The following is a 15,674-nucleotide window of genomic DNA, read 5'->3' as shown; positions in this document are numbered from 1 at the left end:
ACAGCCAGTTTTGGTGTTCTGTGATCACCGAAAACACTGAGCTCACTTAATACATCGAACATACTGCTCAAAAAGTCTTTCAGTACCTTCGGTGTTATTGGTGTTACCGCCTGAAGCTCATTTAAAAATTTTGCGATCTTTGCGCCTCTGCGTTTAGATCTTATTTAATCCACACGGTCTTGGCGTTGACGAATTCGTGGATGCCGTGATGGGACAGTTCGCGTCCGTAGCCGGAGTGCTTGATACCGCCGAACGGCAGGCGCGGGTCGCTTTTGACGAAGCTGTTGACGAAGGCACAACCGCATTCTAGCTGCCGCGCCAGCCGTTCTCCCCGCTCCGTATCCCGTGTCCAGACATTACCACCCAGCCCGAAAGTACTGTCGTTGGCAATACGCAGGGCATCGGCTTCATCCCGCGCCCGAATGACGATCGCTACCGGACCGAACAGCTCTTCATAATAAGCCCGCATTCCGGGGTCGACCTGATCCAGAATAGATGCTTTGTAATAGGCTCCAGACCGCTGTTCATCGATTTCGCAGCCGGTTACATTGACCGCACCGGCCGCCAGGCTATCGACGACCTGTTTGTGTAGTTCCTCACGCAAATCCGTGCGCGCCATTGGCGCCAGGCTTGTATTGTTATCCATTGGATCTCCCGCCTGCAGGCTCTCTACAGCGGCTTTGAAGCGGGCGACAAAATCCTCGGCGATAGCGTCCACCACGATGAATCGCTTGGCCGCGATGCAGCTCTGTCCGGCATTGAGAAAACGAGAGGCCACCGCACTTTTGACCGCTTCGTCCAGATCAGCGTCTTCCAGTATAATAAAGGCGTCCGAACCGCCCAGTTCCAGGACGCTCTTTTTCAATACCGCTCCGGCCACCGCCGCCACCTTGCGCCCTGCCGGCTCGCTGCCGGTCAGAGTAACGGCATGAACGCGGGGATCCTCGATCACCTTCTGTACCTGCGAGGCACGAATCATCAGAGTGGTAAAAACGCCATCCGGGAGCCCGGCCTCGCGGAATATTGCTTCAATGGCCTCAGCACATTGCGGAACATTGGAAGCATGCTTCAGCAGCCCGGTATTCCCGGCACACAGGGCAGGCGCGGCAAAACGGAAAACCTGCCAGAATGGGAAATTCCATGGCATGACAGCCAGCACCGTCCCCAGTGGCTGATAGGCCACATAGCTTTTACCGGCGTCGCTTTCAATCGGCTCATCGTGTAAAAATTCCGGCGCATTATCGGCATAGTATTCACAGACCCACGCGCATTTTTCGATCTCGCCGCGCGCTTCGCCAATCAATTTACCCATCTCCCGGGTAATAAGTTTGGCATATTTTTCCTTGTTGTCGCGCAGTACCCGGGCTACTCCGCGCATTAGCTCGCAGCGTTCGGCAACAGAGCACGCGGCCCATTGCGGTGCAACGGAAGCCGTATTCGCCAGGGCATTATCGATCCGGGCATCTTCCCAGGCAGGAAACTCGCCTTCCTTTTCACCGGTTGCCGGATTGATCACTTCAAAACTCATGCCGACTCCTTTGTCATTCGCCGTTTTCCTTAAATTATACTATTTAACGTATAGACGCCAATTCCACATTCATGCTTGAATTTTATACGACTCGCATTTCACCCATTGGCACGTCTATAATATGGTCAAATGATAACCATACACACCATTGATAAGGTCAGTCACTCATGAAACGTCGTATTTGTATCCTCGGTGGAACCGGATTTGTCGGACATCACCTTATCAGCAGTCTGGCCAGGGAAGGACACAGCATCCGGGTATTGACCCGGCGCCGGGAGGACCATCGGGAACTGCTGGTCATGCCAACCGTGGAGGTGTTCGATGCCGATGTCCATGATGAGAACAGCCTGAATCGCTTTTTCGCCAACCAGGATGTGGTAATTAACCTGGTAGGCATTCTCAATGAACGACGCGATAATGGCAAAGGCTTTTACCACGCCCATGTCGAGTTGACCGACAAGGTCATCCGCACCTGTCGTACCCATGGTATCGAGCGTCTGTTGCACATGAGCGCCCTGAATGCCGATCCGGGCACAGGCAGTAGTTATTATCTGCGCAGCAAGGGTGAGGCTGAGCACCGGGTCCATGCTGCCGGCGATCTTAATGTGACGTCGTTTCGACCCTCGGTGATCTTTGGCCCGGAAGACAGTTTCATCAACCGTTTCGCTTCATTGCTGAAAAAGACCCCCTGGTTGTTTCCGCTGGCCTGTGCCAATGCCCGTTTTGCTCCCGTTTACGTCGCTGACGTTGCTGACGCCTTCAGTCAGAGCCTTAACGATCCTAACACCTACGGGCAACGTTATAATCTGTGTGGTCCCCATGAATACACCCTGCAGGAGATCGTCGAGCTGATTATACAGACGCTGGATATCCGGCGCCGGGTTATCCCGCTGGGCCGCCTCGGCTCCGCCTTGCAGGCCAATCTGCTCGAATATGCCCCTGGCAAACCCTTCTCCCGTGACAACTACCGCTCCCTGCAAATGGACAGTGTATGCCCGGAAGGTGACCAGGTATTACGTAAAGTCTTTGGTATCGAGCCGGCCGCGCTGGAAGCTATCATGCCGCAATATCTGCGGCACGAAACCTGGCGAAACCGTTATCAGCTTTTTCGCAGCAAGGCTCGACGCGACTGAACGTTAAAGCGCCAATTATTTCCCCCCGTCGGGCAGGTTGAACTGGTAGCCAGTTCCATGCATTCTTCCAGCCCGGCAATACTGTGAAGTTGCCTGAAGTCACAGGCAGCTGTTTGACAACCCCGAGGCAAGTATGACGAACCAGGATTTGATGAAACGGGATCTGGCTGTACTGTGGCATCCCTGCACCCAGATGAAAGATCACGAATGGCTTCCCATGACGCCAATCAAACGCGGCGAGGGCGTCTGGCTGGAGGATTTTGATGGCAATCGTTATATCGACGCCATCAGTTCCTGGTGGGTCAATATGTTCGGGCATTGTAATCCGCGAATCAATGACCGTATCAAACAGCAGCTGGATACACTGGAGCATGTTATTCTGGCCGGATTCTCGCACGAACCTGTTATCGAGCTGTCCGAACGTTTGCTTGAGATCACTCCACCCGGCCTGGCTCATTGTTTCTATGCCGATAACGGCTCCTCGGCGATCGAGGTTGCGCTCAAGATGAGCTATCACTACTGGCATAATACCGGCAAGCAGGAAAAGACCAAATTTATTACGTTGAGCAACAGCTATCACGGTGAAACTCTGGGGGCGCTGGCCGCTGGCGATGTCGCCCTGTACAAGGAAACCTATAAACCGCTATTGATGGAAGTCATCACCGCTCCTTCACCTGACTGCTTTCACCGTGAGCAGGGCGAAAGCTGCCGTGATTACAGCACCCGACAATTCAAACATATGCGTGCATTGCTGGAGAAACACGCCCACGAGACCTGTGCGGTCATCGTTGAACCGCTGGTCCAGTGTGCCGGTACCATGCGCATGTACGATCCGATCTATCTCAAGTTGCTACGCGAAGCCTGCGATGAGTTCGGTGTGCATCTCATCGCCGATGAAATTGCCGTTGGATTCGGTCGTACGGGTACCCTGTTTGCCTGCGAACAGGCCGATATCACCCCCGATTTTCTTTGCCTGTCCAAAGGACTGACCGGCGGCTATCTGCCCGTCTCCGTCACTCTGACCCATGAGCAGATTTACCAGGGTTTTTATGATGAGTATGAAAAGCTCTCAGCTTTTTTGCATTCACACAGCTACAACGGCAACCCACTGGGTTGTGCCGCGGCACTGGCCACCCTGGACATTTTCCAGCAGGACGATGTGATCGAGCAAAACAAACATCTCGCGCAGACCATGCAACGGGCGACCGAACACCTCAAGGATCACCCTCATGTGGGTGAAGTCCGCCAGACCGGTATGATCCTGGCCGTGGAAATGGTCAAGGACAAAGGCACTAACCAGACCTATCCCTGGCAGGAGCGCCGTGGCCTGACGATCTATCAGCATGCCCTGAAAAACCAGGCGCTGTTACGTCCGCTGGGTAATGTCTCCTATCTGATGCCTCCCTATGTCATCACCCCGGAACAAATCGAACATCTGGCACGGGTCATGACCGAAGGGATCGATCTGGCCACTCGCGAAAACTGAAGCCGCAGCGCATGCGCATTCCCCGTCTTTATCAGGATTTCCCGCTTGCTGTTGGCGTCAATGTTGAACTGGATGAGACGGCCATACGTCATGGTATCCAGGTATTACGCCTGAAACCGGATGACACAGTCATACTGTTCAACGGGGACGGTCATGATTACCTGGGCCGATTAACCGTCGTTTCCAAAAACCATGCGACGGCAACGATCGAGAGCGCCATTGCATTGGATAACGAATCATCCCTGCCCACCCAGCTGGCCCTGGGAATCGCCAAAGGCGAGCGCATGGACTATGCGCTGCAAAAAGCCGTGGAACTGGGTATCAACCGCCTGACGCCGCTGGTCACCGAACGCTGCGTGGTCCAGCTGGATGCAAAGCGCGAGCAAAAACGCCGCCAGCACTGGCAGGGCATCATTCGGGGTGCCTGTGAACAAAGCGGCCGGGCCCGGCTGCCGCAACTGGATGATGTTACGCGTTACGCGGACTTTCTCGAACTGGCGTTACCCGGCCAGCGCATGATCCTCGATCCGCGTAGCCAGCAGACCCTGTCGCAATGCGCACGACCGCAACAGCTGATCCTGATGATTGGCCCGGAAGGAGGGTTCACCCAAACCGAACGCGCACAGGCCTATCAGCACGACGCCGTGGGCGTCCGCCTCGGCCCGCGCATCCTGCGTACCGAAACTGCGGTCGTCGCCGGCCTCACCGCCGTACAGACACTCTGGGGCGACCTGAATAAAAGAGAATAACGCAGAGGCGCAGAGGGCCGCCGAGGAATAAAATCTGTAACCACTGAAGACACTGAAAAAATACTGAAGATACGGATCTTATTGAGAAAATTATCTTCCTGCAGAATCCGAAGTATTTTTTCTACTGTAAGAAAAAATTCAGTGATAATTTTACCTAAAATAATTCTTTTCTTTGCGTTCTCTGCGCCTTTGCGTTGGGTTTACTCAAACGACTTGCAGGCGCTGGATGCGGGCTTCGAGATCGTCGATGTCGGGCACGACGAGGGAGACGTTGTCGAGCTGGACGAAACCGGCGATGGACTGGCGTCCCTCGGTGTTGCGCTGGTCGGGCACGATCTGCTGTTCGCGCACCAGTTTGAGACTCGGGATGCCCTGGGTGATGAAGGCTATATAGGGAATCTCGGGGTTTCCCTGCAAGGTATTGAGCACGGCAATGCGCGAACCGCCCAGGTTACCCGGGTTCTGACCGCCGCTGGCAATCTCGAAGGAGACCAGCGGGACCTTGTGTTCACGCCAGTTAATCTTGCCCAGATACCAGTCGGGCGCATCCGGCAGCGGCACAGGGTCGATATAACCGGTCACTTCGGTCACTGCCGCATTGGGCAGCAGGATGGATTCTTCGTACATCGGGATCTGCAAACAGTGGATAGCATCACTGGCCTGTTTGCCAGTCACCGCCATCCCGTCACGGCGCGTATCGATTTGAGTAATTTCAGCCATTTTCTGTCTGCCGTTGTGTCAGATATTCTGTCAGTTTAGCGGCCAATTGCTCCGGTGTTCCAGTATAATCGCTGACGCCGGTCTTGCGCACCTGGTCTGGCATGTTACTGATCACGCAACTGTCGGCCTCCTGGGTCCAGATTGGCGCGCCCATGGCATGCATGGCGCGCACACCAAGCACCCCATCATCACACATGCCACTAAAAATAATCGCGCCACTGTTGTCCCCGAATCGAGCGCCAATATCGGTGAGTAGCGTATCTATAGATGGCGTATAAAACGAAGCCGCCGCCAGCGGTAGCAACTGAATCACCCCGATCGGGCTGATTTGCAAACGTTGATTAACCGGCGCCACGATCACTTCGCCGTGGCGTAATGTGTGCCCGACCCGGGCCGGTATGACTGACAACGGGCTAATACGATCCAGTTGCCGGGCCAGCAAGGGTTCGAAATTGGAGCCCAGATGCTGGCCCACAATCAGGCTCGCCGGGAGATTTGAGGGCAGTTCGGCCAGGAACCGTTTAAGCGCATCGGGACCACCCAGTGACGCCCCCAGAACCCAGACCTGAGTGGCCAGGCTGTTGTCTCGCGCGAGCAGGCTTTCATTGACCGTGAAACTGCCCAGATCGATATCCGGCACTTCCCATTCAAGACGCCCGGTTATCTCGGCGATTTTACCCATCAATGTGCCGAACCATTTGCCATGGTGTGCCGGCTCATTAAATGCCAGGGCACTGACATCATTGAAAATGATTGGAATATCGCTCAATTCAAGCAGTTTTTCCAGTAACTGGTTATGTCGCTCGTTACGTTCATCCAGCTCGATCAACAGCACATCGATTTTGTTATCGGCAAGCTTGGCAATAAAATATTCGCTGAACGGCTCATTGAGGACAACCTGTAAACCGGTGCGTTCGAATATCTGTTGCAGATGATCGCGGTGACGGGAAGACCCGGAGGCTACGGCAATACGTATTCCGCGTAACTCGCTCTGCAACTGGCTTTGTGACATGAAAATTGGTTATCCACAGGAGCGGCCGGTGCCGCTATCAGCTTGTTATACATCCTACTGCCGCTGCAAGCATCACTGCCGTGCATGGCTGGCAAAATACCGGGGTGAATTACGCCTCGCTGCCAATCAGAGAGTCGATATTTTCCAGCAAGGTGGCATCATTATACGGTTTACCCATATAAATGTTGACACCAACATCCAGAGCACGTTGTCGGTGTTTCTGGCCGGTACGGGAGGTAATCATGATAATCGGTACATCCAGTGTCCGCTCGTCACCCCGCATATTCGTCGCCAGTTCGTAACCGTCCATTCGCGGCATTTCCACATCCAGCAACATGACATCGGGCACGATTTCCTGCAGCTGACCAAGTGCATCCACACCATCCTTGGCCTGCACGACTTCGAAACCGTGACGTTCGAGCAGACGGGTTGTCACTTTGCGGACGGTAATCGAGTCGTCCACCACCATGACCACCGGCTTGGCCTGGACTACCGGCTGGGCTTCAGGTGTGAGTTCGATCACATCGTCTTCGCTCTGGATAGCCGCCAGACGAACCAGCACGGCGAGGTCCAGGATCAGGACCACACCCCCGTCTCCCATAATCGTGGCACCGGAAATGCCGCGCAGCGTACTCAGTTGCGGGCCGACGGGTTTAACCACGATTTCGCGGCTCCCGGTCAGACCTTCTACCCGGATAGCCGCGCGATAGTCACCACTGCGTAACAACAGCAACGGAACGCGTTCCTCGTCATCGGGTAATGGCGGCATCTGTCCGCCCAGCAGGTTGCCCAGATGCATCAGTTCATAATCTTCATTCACCCAGTGGTAGACCGGGTGCTCGCTCTGCATCAATTTACGCAATTCCGACCCACGAATACGTTCCACGCCCTGCACATTAAGCAGCGGGACGGCATACAATTCTTCGCCGACATACACCATCAGGGCACGTGAGATGGCCAGAGTCAGGGGCAGACTGATGGTAAAGTTGGTTCCCTGGCCTTCCTGGGTATCGATTTCCAACAGACCACCCAGCTGTTTGATCTCGCTGTTGACCACGTCCATACCGACGCCCCGCCCGGCAATCTGGGTGACTTGCTCGGCGGTACTGAAACCCGACTGCATGATCATGTTGAGCAGGGTTTCCTTGGTCGCCTTGTCTTCAGGCTGCAGCAAGCCCCGTTCAATGGCCTTTTTGTGAGTCGCCTGCAGATCGATTCCCTTGCCGTCATCGTTGACGCGAATAATGATGTCGGAACCTTCGCGTGACAGGGCCATATTGATAGTCCCGGCAGCGGGTTTACCCGCCGCCTGGCGCTGTTCTGGTGTTTCAATGCCATGGGCGACGGCATTACGCAGCATATGTTCGATCGGCGGAATGATCCGATCCAGTACCTGGCGGTCCAGTTCCGATTCCATACCGTGCATCTGCAATTCCACCTGCCGTCCCATTTCGTCGGCGGTCTGGCGGACAATACGGCGCAAGCGCGGTGCCTGACCGGAGAATGGCACCATGCGGGTACGCATCAACCCTTCCTGCAGTTCGGTATTAACCCGTGACTGCTGCAGCAACAGGGTTTCCGATTCGCGGGTCACGTTGCCCAGAATACCCTTGATACTGTCCAGATCGTTGAGACTCTCCATCATCCCCCGCGACAGATGCTGCATCTGGGTAAAGCGATCGAATTCCAGGGGATCAAAATCTTCGTAGCCTTTTTCCAGCCGTTCTTCTTTTTTGAACTGAATCTGGGTCTCCGCCTCGATTTCGAATTGACGCAGCTGTTCGCGCAAGCGCGAAACCGTATCGTCTAACTCCTGCAGATTGAAGCGAAACGCATTGGTCTGCTGCTCCATGCGCGAGCGATAGATACTGACCTCGCCGGCGAAGTTAACCAGATTATCGAGCAGGTCGGCACGGACCCGCACCTGTTCGTGTTGCACCCGCGATGCCTTGCGTCGGTCCCGGGAGCTCTCGTCATCCTCTTCCTGCAGCTCCTGGCCGGCGGCTTGTTGTAACGGCGCCGGTGACTTGCTGGCAGCCGCAGAGGGCGGGGCTTCAAGGGGCTCGCTGATCTGCTCATCGTCTCCCTCTACAGCCGGTTCTTCTTCCAGGTTAACCGGTTCCTGTTCCTCCGGTACAGCTGGTTCTTCTTCCAGGTTAACCGGTTCCTGTTCCTCCGATACAGCCTGTTCCGTGTCGTGCATGGCCGGTGCCGCAGCGATATCTTCCTGGCCGGCCAGGGGAGGAGGCTCGTCGACTGGCCCGGTGGTGGCAGATCGACTCAACAGACTGTCAGTTTCCAGAATGAGAGCATCGGCCGGCACCGGCCGCTCATTTTCCTTGACCTTCTCCAGCATGCCGACCAGGCTATCCTGGGCCCGTTGCATGAGCCCGAACATCGGTTGTGAAACCGGCATATGACCGTCAACCACCGCGGTCAGCATGGATTCGATGCTATGTCCCAGATCCCCGATCTCGCTCACTCCGGCCATGCGCGCACCGCCTTTGAGCGTGTGCAGCTGACGTTGCAGGGCCTCGATCAATTCCTGGTTATCCGGATCATCGCGCCATTGCAACAGGGTATTATCGCTCGCCTCCAGGATCTCCTCACCTTCTTCAATGAAAATCTCCAGCAGTTCCTCGTCATAATCCGGCGACGGACCCTGCGGAGCAGCCGCAGCGGGTTCGGGCTCGGGTGCCGGTTGTGGTAACTCCTGCAAAGAGGCGCTGGAATCCGGTGGCACGAAGTTGTCCAGCAGCGACTGGATGGACTGCATTAATTCGAGGCTGTCCGGCAGTTCTGCCCCGGGCTGTTCGATCAGCGCCAGCACGCGGGAGACAAAAGTGTGCAGCTCTTCCAGTACCCCGATGGCGGTGGCATCCACCGGCTGATGATATTGCTGCAATTCCTTGATGTATTTTTCAAACAGACTGCACAGTTCAGAAACCGTGGTAATGCCGGTGGTGCGGGAACTACCGGTCAGGGTATGCAGGGCCCGTAGCAGATCATTGCTGGCGCTGCGATCCTGGTTGGCATGCCAGCCCTGGATATAGCTTTCCAGGGTCGCCAGATGAGTAGCGACTTCCTTGCGGTAGATATCCAGCAGGACCGGATCGATCTCCGGTTCCCCCTCTTCATCTTCACTTTGCTCCACCACCAATGGTTCTTGTGGGGTGATTTGAGCTTCGTTCACTTCAGTTTCGACGGTTTCGGTTTCGGTTTCGGCTTTCGTCGCCTCAGTCTGTGGTGCTTCAGCGTCTAATTCTGACTCCGTTTCATATTCCGGCTCCGGCGCCTGATCGGACGCGGGTGTCTCTGGCTCAGCGGCCTCCTCCAGCACGACCGGCTTCCCCTGGCTGAGAGCATCGGCATATTCCATCAACGCCAGAACGGTTTGCGGGGGACGCTCTTTTTTGGCAAACAGAACAAACATTTCGGGCAGAGATTGCTCGGCCCGCTCAAGGACCTGAAAGATTTGCGGGCCCGGGGTAATAGACTTGTCGATCAGCCGATTAAGCAGGTTTTCAAACGCCCAGGCAAATTCACCCACATCGCTGGCGCCAACCAGTCGCCCGCTGCCCTTGAGGGTGTGGAAAGAGCGACGCAGATCATTGAGCGACTTTTCATCCTGTTGATTGTTGATCCATTGCGGTAATAACCGCTGGATATTGGCATGTTCTTCTTCAGCTTCCTCCATGAAGATTTCGATGATCTCGTCATCGACCTCATCGATAACCGGCGCACTCTGACTCGCTGATGAGACCTCGGATTCGGAGGGCGGGGAGGCGTGGGGTTTTGATTCCGGTTCCGGTTCGGCCAGAGTGTCCCTGGACTCCGTCTCATCCCCGGCTGCTTCGCCCGGCTCCTCGAAGCCCGGGGCAAATCCACCCAGATCGAATTCTGCCGAGTCCGACGCATCAAAACTCAGGGCATCAGCCTGGCCGCTTTCGTCTCCGCTCAGGCCAATATCATCCAGATTATCGAAGTTGACATTGAGATCATCGAGCGTCTCCAGGACGATACTCTGCTCATCATCAGCGCTGGCTTCGGGTAACGGGGCGCTGAGGGATATCTCTTCCTGCGGCAGATCGTTGAGTGTGTCATCAACGCTGTTGGCCAGGATCTGTTCTTCGCGCTCCGGCTCCTCCAGATCGGGTTGTTCAATCTGCAGGGTCAGCGAGTCGTCTTCCTCGCCGGTTGTCTCAGCCTCATCCAGATCGAGTTGCAGAGAATCATCCTCCCCGGGGCCCGGCAGATCCACCAGCGTATCTTCGTCCACCGGACCGGATTCGAGATCCTCGGGAATCGCCAGGTCCGGCTGGGTGTTATCGGCAGCCGGCGCGGGGCTGGCGGGTGCCGCCGGCGCGCCATCTCCCTGTTCGAGTTTTGCCAGGCTCTGTTCGGCCACCTCGAGGATGGCATCGGGATTGCCCCACTTGCCGGCCAGCGATTCCAGATAGTATTCGATACTGCTGATCGCATCGGCCAGATGTTCCATGCTGTCTTCATCGGCGCCCGTCTCGCCGCTGTGCAACCGATGAATATAATCATTGATGCGTTGCAGCTGGCCGGCGGCCCGCTCCAGATCGAGTATCAGGATACTGCCACGAATCTGTTCGAGTATCTTCGGCACATTGTCGAGTACCTCACGATTACCCGGCTTGCGGCTGAAATCGCTGAGTGACTCCTTGACCCTGGACAGTTCGATCTTGGCCTGCTCGATAACGGTTTGCAGCAGTTTCTGCCGTTCGGCGCCCTGCAGGCGCTCGGCACTCTGGGCCTTGTCGGTCGACTCATCGTATTCTTCGTTGGCGGCCCGGGCTGTTGCCATTTCACCCAGTGAATTCTCAATCGACAACATCGCCCCGGCCATGTCCATCAGCGTGTTGTCATCGACTTCCCGTTCACCGGCGACCATGGCTTCGAGGATTTCGAGCTGCTCATTGAGCACATTACGCTGTACACCCAGCCCCAGCATACCCAGGGTATCGCCCATCTGTTTAAGTGTGGCGCAGAGTGGTTTGAGTTCATCGATGTGGCGCTCTTCGGCACGCACAAACAGGTCCAGGTTATCCTTGACCCGGGTCAGGTCCTCCAGCAGCACCGCGGATACGGTGTGCATCAACTGGGCATTGGGACCGGTCAGATCGGCACGGGCTTGTTCCAGAGTGCTGGTATCCGGCAGCACGTCTTCCAGGTTGAAAGCCTGCTTGATCTGCCGGGTCAGGTCCCCTTCTGAGTGGGAGCTGGCCACGTAATACAGCAGATTTTTCAACAATTCGGAAGGCGGCTCATGACTGAGCGCGGTCACGCCGTTATCGATAATTTTCTTGAACTGGCGATCCAGTTGCCCGAGCAACAACTTGATGGAGACATTACTGTCCAGACCACCCTGGCGCAGGCTTTCCACCAGTCCACCGGATACCCAGAGCAGGCGATTGATCTCTTCTTCGGTGGCCGATTCGCGCAGGGTGTCGATCACCTCGGCAATACGCGCCAGAGAGGCATCGCTGTCCCGATCCCGGAACCAGCCCAGTAACCCCAGATGATAGTTATGCCGCAGCTTGCGGGTCAGATCGCTGATGTTTTCGCCGGTGATCGTCTCATTGGACGGCGCCTTGACCGCCAGATCAGGATTGAACAGGGCATTTTCGGAAAGCAAGGCTTCACCGCGCGCGGCGCGCAGGTCATTGAGCAGCGGCAGCAAGACCATTGGCATGTCATGATGACCGGCCAGCAGATGATCGAGATAATCAGGCAGTTGCAGTATCCCCCGCATCAACACTTCAAAAGCATCATTGCGATTACCGATTTTGCCTTCCAGCAAACTGTCGGTCAGTTTCTCCATTTCCTCGGCGGCCAGTGCGGCACCGTATAATTCGACCATCTGCAGGGTTCCGTAGACCTGATGCAAATAGTTTTTGACAAACTGCAACTGGGTTTCATCGGCCTCGTCCTCAACAAACACCTCGAGCGAAGAACGTGCCTGCCCCAGAGTATCGTCCAGCTCCGACTTGACCCAGCTTAAAGTATTGAGATCGAGTCCGTTATCCACACTCATGCCCGAATCTCCTGAGCGACCCGCCGGTAGGCGAGGACACCCTGAAAGCTTTCACTGCGTACGGACGGATTATGCCAGTCAATGATCTCGCCGGCGCCCAGTACCAGCAGACCACCCGGTTTGAGATGCTCCACCAGATAATCGAGTATCTGTAACCGCCGCTCGCGTGGAAAATAAATCAACACATTCTGACAAAAAATAATATTCATCTGTCCCATTTGTGCCTGCTTCAGCTCCAGCAGATTCTGGCGCATGAAACAGACCCGCTGCTGAAGCGCGGGCATCACCTGTACGTGTTGTTCATCGACACTTTCGAAATAACGGGACTGTAACGCCTCGGGTAGATTCTTGATCCGGTTACGATGATAGAGTCCCTTACGCCCGGCACTCAAAGACGCCGTGCTGACATCGGTAGCTGTAATACCCAGATACGCCCGGCTGCCTTTACGGGTGAACAGATCATCAAGCAAAATCGCCAGTGAATAGGCTTCTTCACCGGTAGCGCAGCCGACGCTCCACAGTTCAAAACGCTCGCGTTCTACGGCATCTTGTTCCAGCCATTCTCGGGCGTGTCGACGCACCACGCTGAGAGCCTGGTCATCACGATAGAAACGGGTTTCGTGGACAGTCAGGCGGTCGACCAGAATTTCCCACTCCACCGCCCCGCGAGTGCCGCTCATCAGATGCTGGAAATAGGCTTCATAATCGTCCAGTCCCAGCTCGCGCATGCGGATATTCAGGCTGGAAATAAGGAAAGAGCGGCGTCGTTCGGGCAAATGTATACCGGTGCGCTCTTCCAACAGGGCAGCCCAGCGGCCGAACTGATCCTCATCCATCTGCATGGATGGAAAAATGTCCGGCAACGATTTGTTCTGCACAGCCGTCAATCGACCTTCCTCCAGTACGACGCGCGCTTATTGCTGCGGCAAGCGGAAGCCCGCAACGGAATGGCGCAGTTCGTTCGCCAGTTCGGCCAGATTCCCGATAGACGCCGCGGTCTCGTTGGTACCGGCCGAGGTCTGGGTGGTGATTTCCTGAATGACGTTCATGGTATCGGAAATGTTGGTAGCCGCTGTCGCCTGCTGTTTTGCGGCATTGGAGATATGCTCAATCAGTTCCGCCAGATTACTGGATACCGATTCGATTTCCTCCAGTGCCGTACCGGCGTCCTGGGCCAGCCTGGCCCCGTGAACTACCCCGGCGGTACTTTCTTCCATCGACGCGACCGCTTCGTTGGTGTCCGACTGAATGGCTTTTACCAGTGCATCGATCTGACGGGTCGCATCACCGGAGCGTTCCGCCAGTCGCTGCACCTCGTCCGCAACCACCGCAAAACCGCGACCCGCTTCACCGGCCATAGCCGCCTGGATAGCGGCATTCAGAGCCAGAATGTTAGTCTGCTCGGCGATATCGTTGATCAGTTCCACGATGTCACCGATTTCCTGTGATGACTCACCCAGGCGTTTGATACGCTTGGAAGTTTCCTGAATCTGCTCGCGGATGGTATCCATGCCGTGGATGGTGCGTTGCACTGCGTCGGAACCCTTGCCCGCAATCTGTACCGCGCGCTGTGCTTCGTCAGCCAGTTCAGTCGCGTTATTGGACACGCCCTCGATAGAGACAGCCATTTCGTTAATCGCGGTGCTGGCGCCGGTGATCTGCTGGGCCTGATGATCCGAGGCCTCGGCCAGATGCATGGCCGTGGCCTGACTCTGCTGCGCCGCCGAGGAAACCTGCTGGGTCGTGTCGTTAATCGCTGATACCAGGCCACGCAAGGCGTCAATGGCGTAGTTGATAGAGTCGGCAATGGCACCGGTGATATCCTCGGTAACCGTCGCGTTCACGGTAAGGTCACCGTCGGCCAGGTCACCCATTTCATCCAGCAGTCGCAGGATCGCTTCCTGGTTCTGGGCATTGGTCTGGGCGATTTCGGCACGCTGTGATTCAGTCTCCAGCAGTCGTTTGCGGGAATCCCGCCAGTAGAGAATCCCCATCAGAATCAACAGCACGACGGTTAACGCCGCGAAGGCATAAACCAGCAAGGTCTCGTAACGCAGCTTGATCGCGCTGGCATAGGCATCACCCAGTTGCTCGATGTTGGCCAGCACTACATCCGACTGGTTGAGTACCCCTTCGGCCGCGTTGGAGACGTCGAACATTTCCGGAGAACGTTCCAGAATACCGCCAACCTGGCTACGCAGGGAACGGAACTGTTCCTGTACCTGCTCCAGTTTCTCGCGCGATGCGGGATCGGTGATGCGACGAATGTCCATGTTACGATTACCGCGCAACATATCTTCGATAACGCGACCGAACAGGGCGGCATCCCGGCCGAAGCGGTCCGCGGCGGTCACCGCTTCCTCGCCCCCGGCCAGCACCCGGTTAACGTTACTGTGAATACGCTGGGTCAACATCAACTGACGGGTGGCGATATAGACCTGATCCGCCGGGGCCTGCTGTTCGGTCATGGTGGCGACTACTTCATCGGAAAGGGCCAGCAGGTTGGGAATTTGTTCATTAATGTTCTGAATATGTTCGCGCATGGTGGTTACCACGTCGCGGTTTTTCAAGATGACGTCCACGTTGCTACGATACTGCTGCCAGGACTTGTTGAGTTCATTCAACTCGGCACGGGCTTCAGGCGGTGTCCGTTGTGATTGCCAGCGAACAATATCCTCGAACTGGTTACGGACCTGCGAAAGCTTCGGGAAGGCATCCAGTTCACCGCGTGCCGCCTGACTGGCGAACTTGGCGATCTCCTGTGAGAGAACTCGCTGACCACCGGTACGGTTAACATATTCCACGTCTTCCGCTTCTTTCTGGGCGTTGAGGAAGAAGCTTCCGCCCATGAGCAATACCGACGCCAGCAGCGCAAATCCCAATAGCGCGATCAGACGCCCTGTCGGTATCTCTCCTTTTAAACTGAGACCTTTGAATTTCATTGCTTTACTCCTGCCATCGCATTCGTGCCTGCCGGCATTGTTT

Annotated in this window: 9 protein-coding genes; 3 read left to right on the top strand and 6 right to left on the bottom strand. The window is 55.8% G+C overall.

What is annotated here, in order from left to right; all coding sequences use genetic code 11:
• Window positions 1-160: 160 nt before the first annotated feature.
• Window positions 161-1,528 carry an NAD-dependent succinate-semialdehyde dehydrogenase gene (locus R6U90_RS09065; protein ID WP_410352360.1) on the bottom strand — a complete coding sequence of 456 codons (1,368 nt, stop codon included), beginning with the start codon at window positions 1,526-1,528 and terminating at the stop codon, window positions 161-163.
• Between the two features lie 167 nt (window positions 1,529-1,695).
• On the opposite strand from R6U90_RS09065, the gene R6U90_RS09060 reads away from it, so the two are divergent.
• The 3 genes from R6U90_RS09060 (at window position 1,696) to R6U90_RS09050 (ending at window position 4,896) form a co-directional block, all read left to right on the top strand.
• Complete coding sequence (locus R6U90_RS09060) at window positions 1,696-2,661, top strand: complex I NDUFA9 subunit family protein (RefSeq protein WP_410352359.1); 966 nt, start codon at window positions 1,696-1,698, stop codon at window positions 2,659-2,661.
• 133 nt (window positions 2,662-2,794) lie between these two features.
• On the top strand, window positions 2,795-4,147 hold the full coding sequence (locus R6U90_RS09055; protein WP_410352358.1) for an adenosylmethionine--8-amino-7-oxononanoate transaminase: 1,353 nt from the start codon (window positions 2,795-2,797) through the stop codon (window positions 4,145-4,147).
• Window positions 4,148-4,158: 11 nt separating this feature from the next.
• Entirely contained in the window at window positions 4,159-4,896 is a 738-nt protein-coding gene (locus R6U90_RS09050; RefSeq protein WP_410352357.1) for a 16S rRNA (uracil(1498)-N(3))-methyltransferase, read from the top strand.
• Between the two features lie 204 nt (window positions 4,897-5,100).
• Here the strand turns inward: R6U90_RS09050 and R6U90_RS09045 are convergent, their stop codons facing one another.
• From R6U90_RS09045 to R6U90_RS09025, 5 genes are all read right to left on the bottom strand, one after another.
• Window positions 5,101-5,616, bottom strand: a complete 516-nt coding sequence (locus R6U90_RS09045; RefSeq protein ID WP_410352356.1) for a chemotaxis protein CheW — start codon at window positions 5,614-5,616, stop codon at window positions 5,101-5,103.
• Complete coding sequence (locus R6U90_RS09040; RefSeq protein WP_410352355.1) at window positions 5,609-6,628, bottom strand: chemotaxis protein CheB; 1,020 nt, start codon at window positions 6,626-6,628, stop codon at window positions 5,609-5,611. Before R6U90_RS09040 ends, R6U90_RS09045 begins: the two co-directional genes overlap by 8 nt.
• Before the next feature lie 109 nt (window positions 6,629-6,737).
• Entirely contained in the window at window positions 6,738-12,689 is a 5,952-nt protein-coding gene (locus R6U90_RS09035) for an Hpt domain-containing protein (RefSeq protein ID WP_410352354.1), read from the bottom strand.
• Window positions 12,686-13,567 (bottom strand): CheR family methyltransferase, encoded by an 882-nt coding sequence (locus R6U90_RS09030; protein ID WP_410352388.1) that lies wholly within the window; start codon window positions 13,565-13,567, stop codon window positions 12,686-12,688. Before R6U90_RS09030 ends, R6U90_RS09035 begins: the two co-directional genes overlap by 4 nt.
• 36 nt (window positions 13,568-13,603) lie before the next feature.
• Window positions 13,604-15,631 carry a methyl-accepting chemotaxis protein gene (locus tag R6U90_RS09025; protein ID WP_410352353.1) on the bottom strand — a complete coding sequence of 676 codons (2,028 nt, stop codon included), beginning with the start codon at window positions 15,629-15,631 and terminating at the stop codon, window positions 13,604-13,606.
• Window positions 15,632-15,674: the final 43 nt, after the last annotated feature.

Source organism: Thiohalophilus sp., assembly GCF_046483665.1.
GTDB lineage: Bacteria > Pseudomonadota > Gammaproteobacteria > UBA6429 > Thiohalophilaceae > Thiohalophilus.
Note: the sequence above shows the minus strand (reverse complement) of the source record. Positions and strands in the feature narration are given on the sequence as shown.

Bases quoted from the DNA above. Each gene is read 5' to 3' on its own strand.
- R6U90_RS09045 (WP_410352356.1), bottom strand. From the start codon at position 5,616: ATGGCTGAAATTACTCAAATCGATACGCGCCGTGACGGGATGGCGGTG.
- R6U90_RS09050 (WP_410352357.1), top strand. From the start codon at position 4,159: ATGCGCATTCCCCGTCTTTATCAGGATTTCCCGCTTGCTGTTGGCGTC.
- R6U90_RS09040 (WP_410352355.1), bottom strand. From the start codon at position 6,628: ATGTCACAAAGCCAGTTGCAGAGCGAGTTACGCGGAATACGTATTGCC.
- R6U90_RS09025 (WP_410352353.1), bottom strand. From the start codon at position 15,631: ATGAAATTCAAAGGTCTCAGTTTAAAAGGAGAGATACCGACAGGGCGT.
- R6U90_RS09065 (WP_410352360.1), bottom strand. From the start codon at position 1,528: ATGAGTTTTGAAGTGATCAATCCGGCAACCGGTGAAAAGGAAGGCGAG.
- R6U90_RS09055 (WP_410352358.1), top strand. From the start codon at position 2,795: ATGACGAACCAGGATTTGATGAAACGGGATCTGGCTGTACTGTGGCAT.
- R6U90_RS09035 (WP_410352354.1), bottom strand. From the start codon at position 12,689: ATGAGTGTGGATAACGGACTCGATCTCAATACTTTAAGCTGGGTCAAG.
- R6U90_RS09060 (WP_410352359.1), top strand. From the start codon at position 1,696: ATGAAACGTCGTATTTGTATCCTCGGTGGAACCGGATTTGTCGGACAT.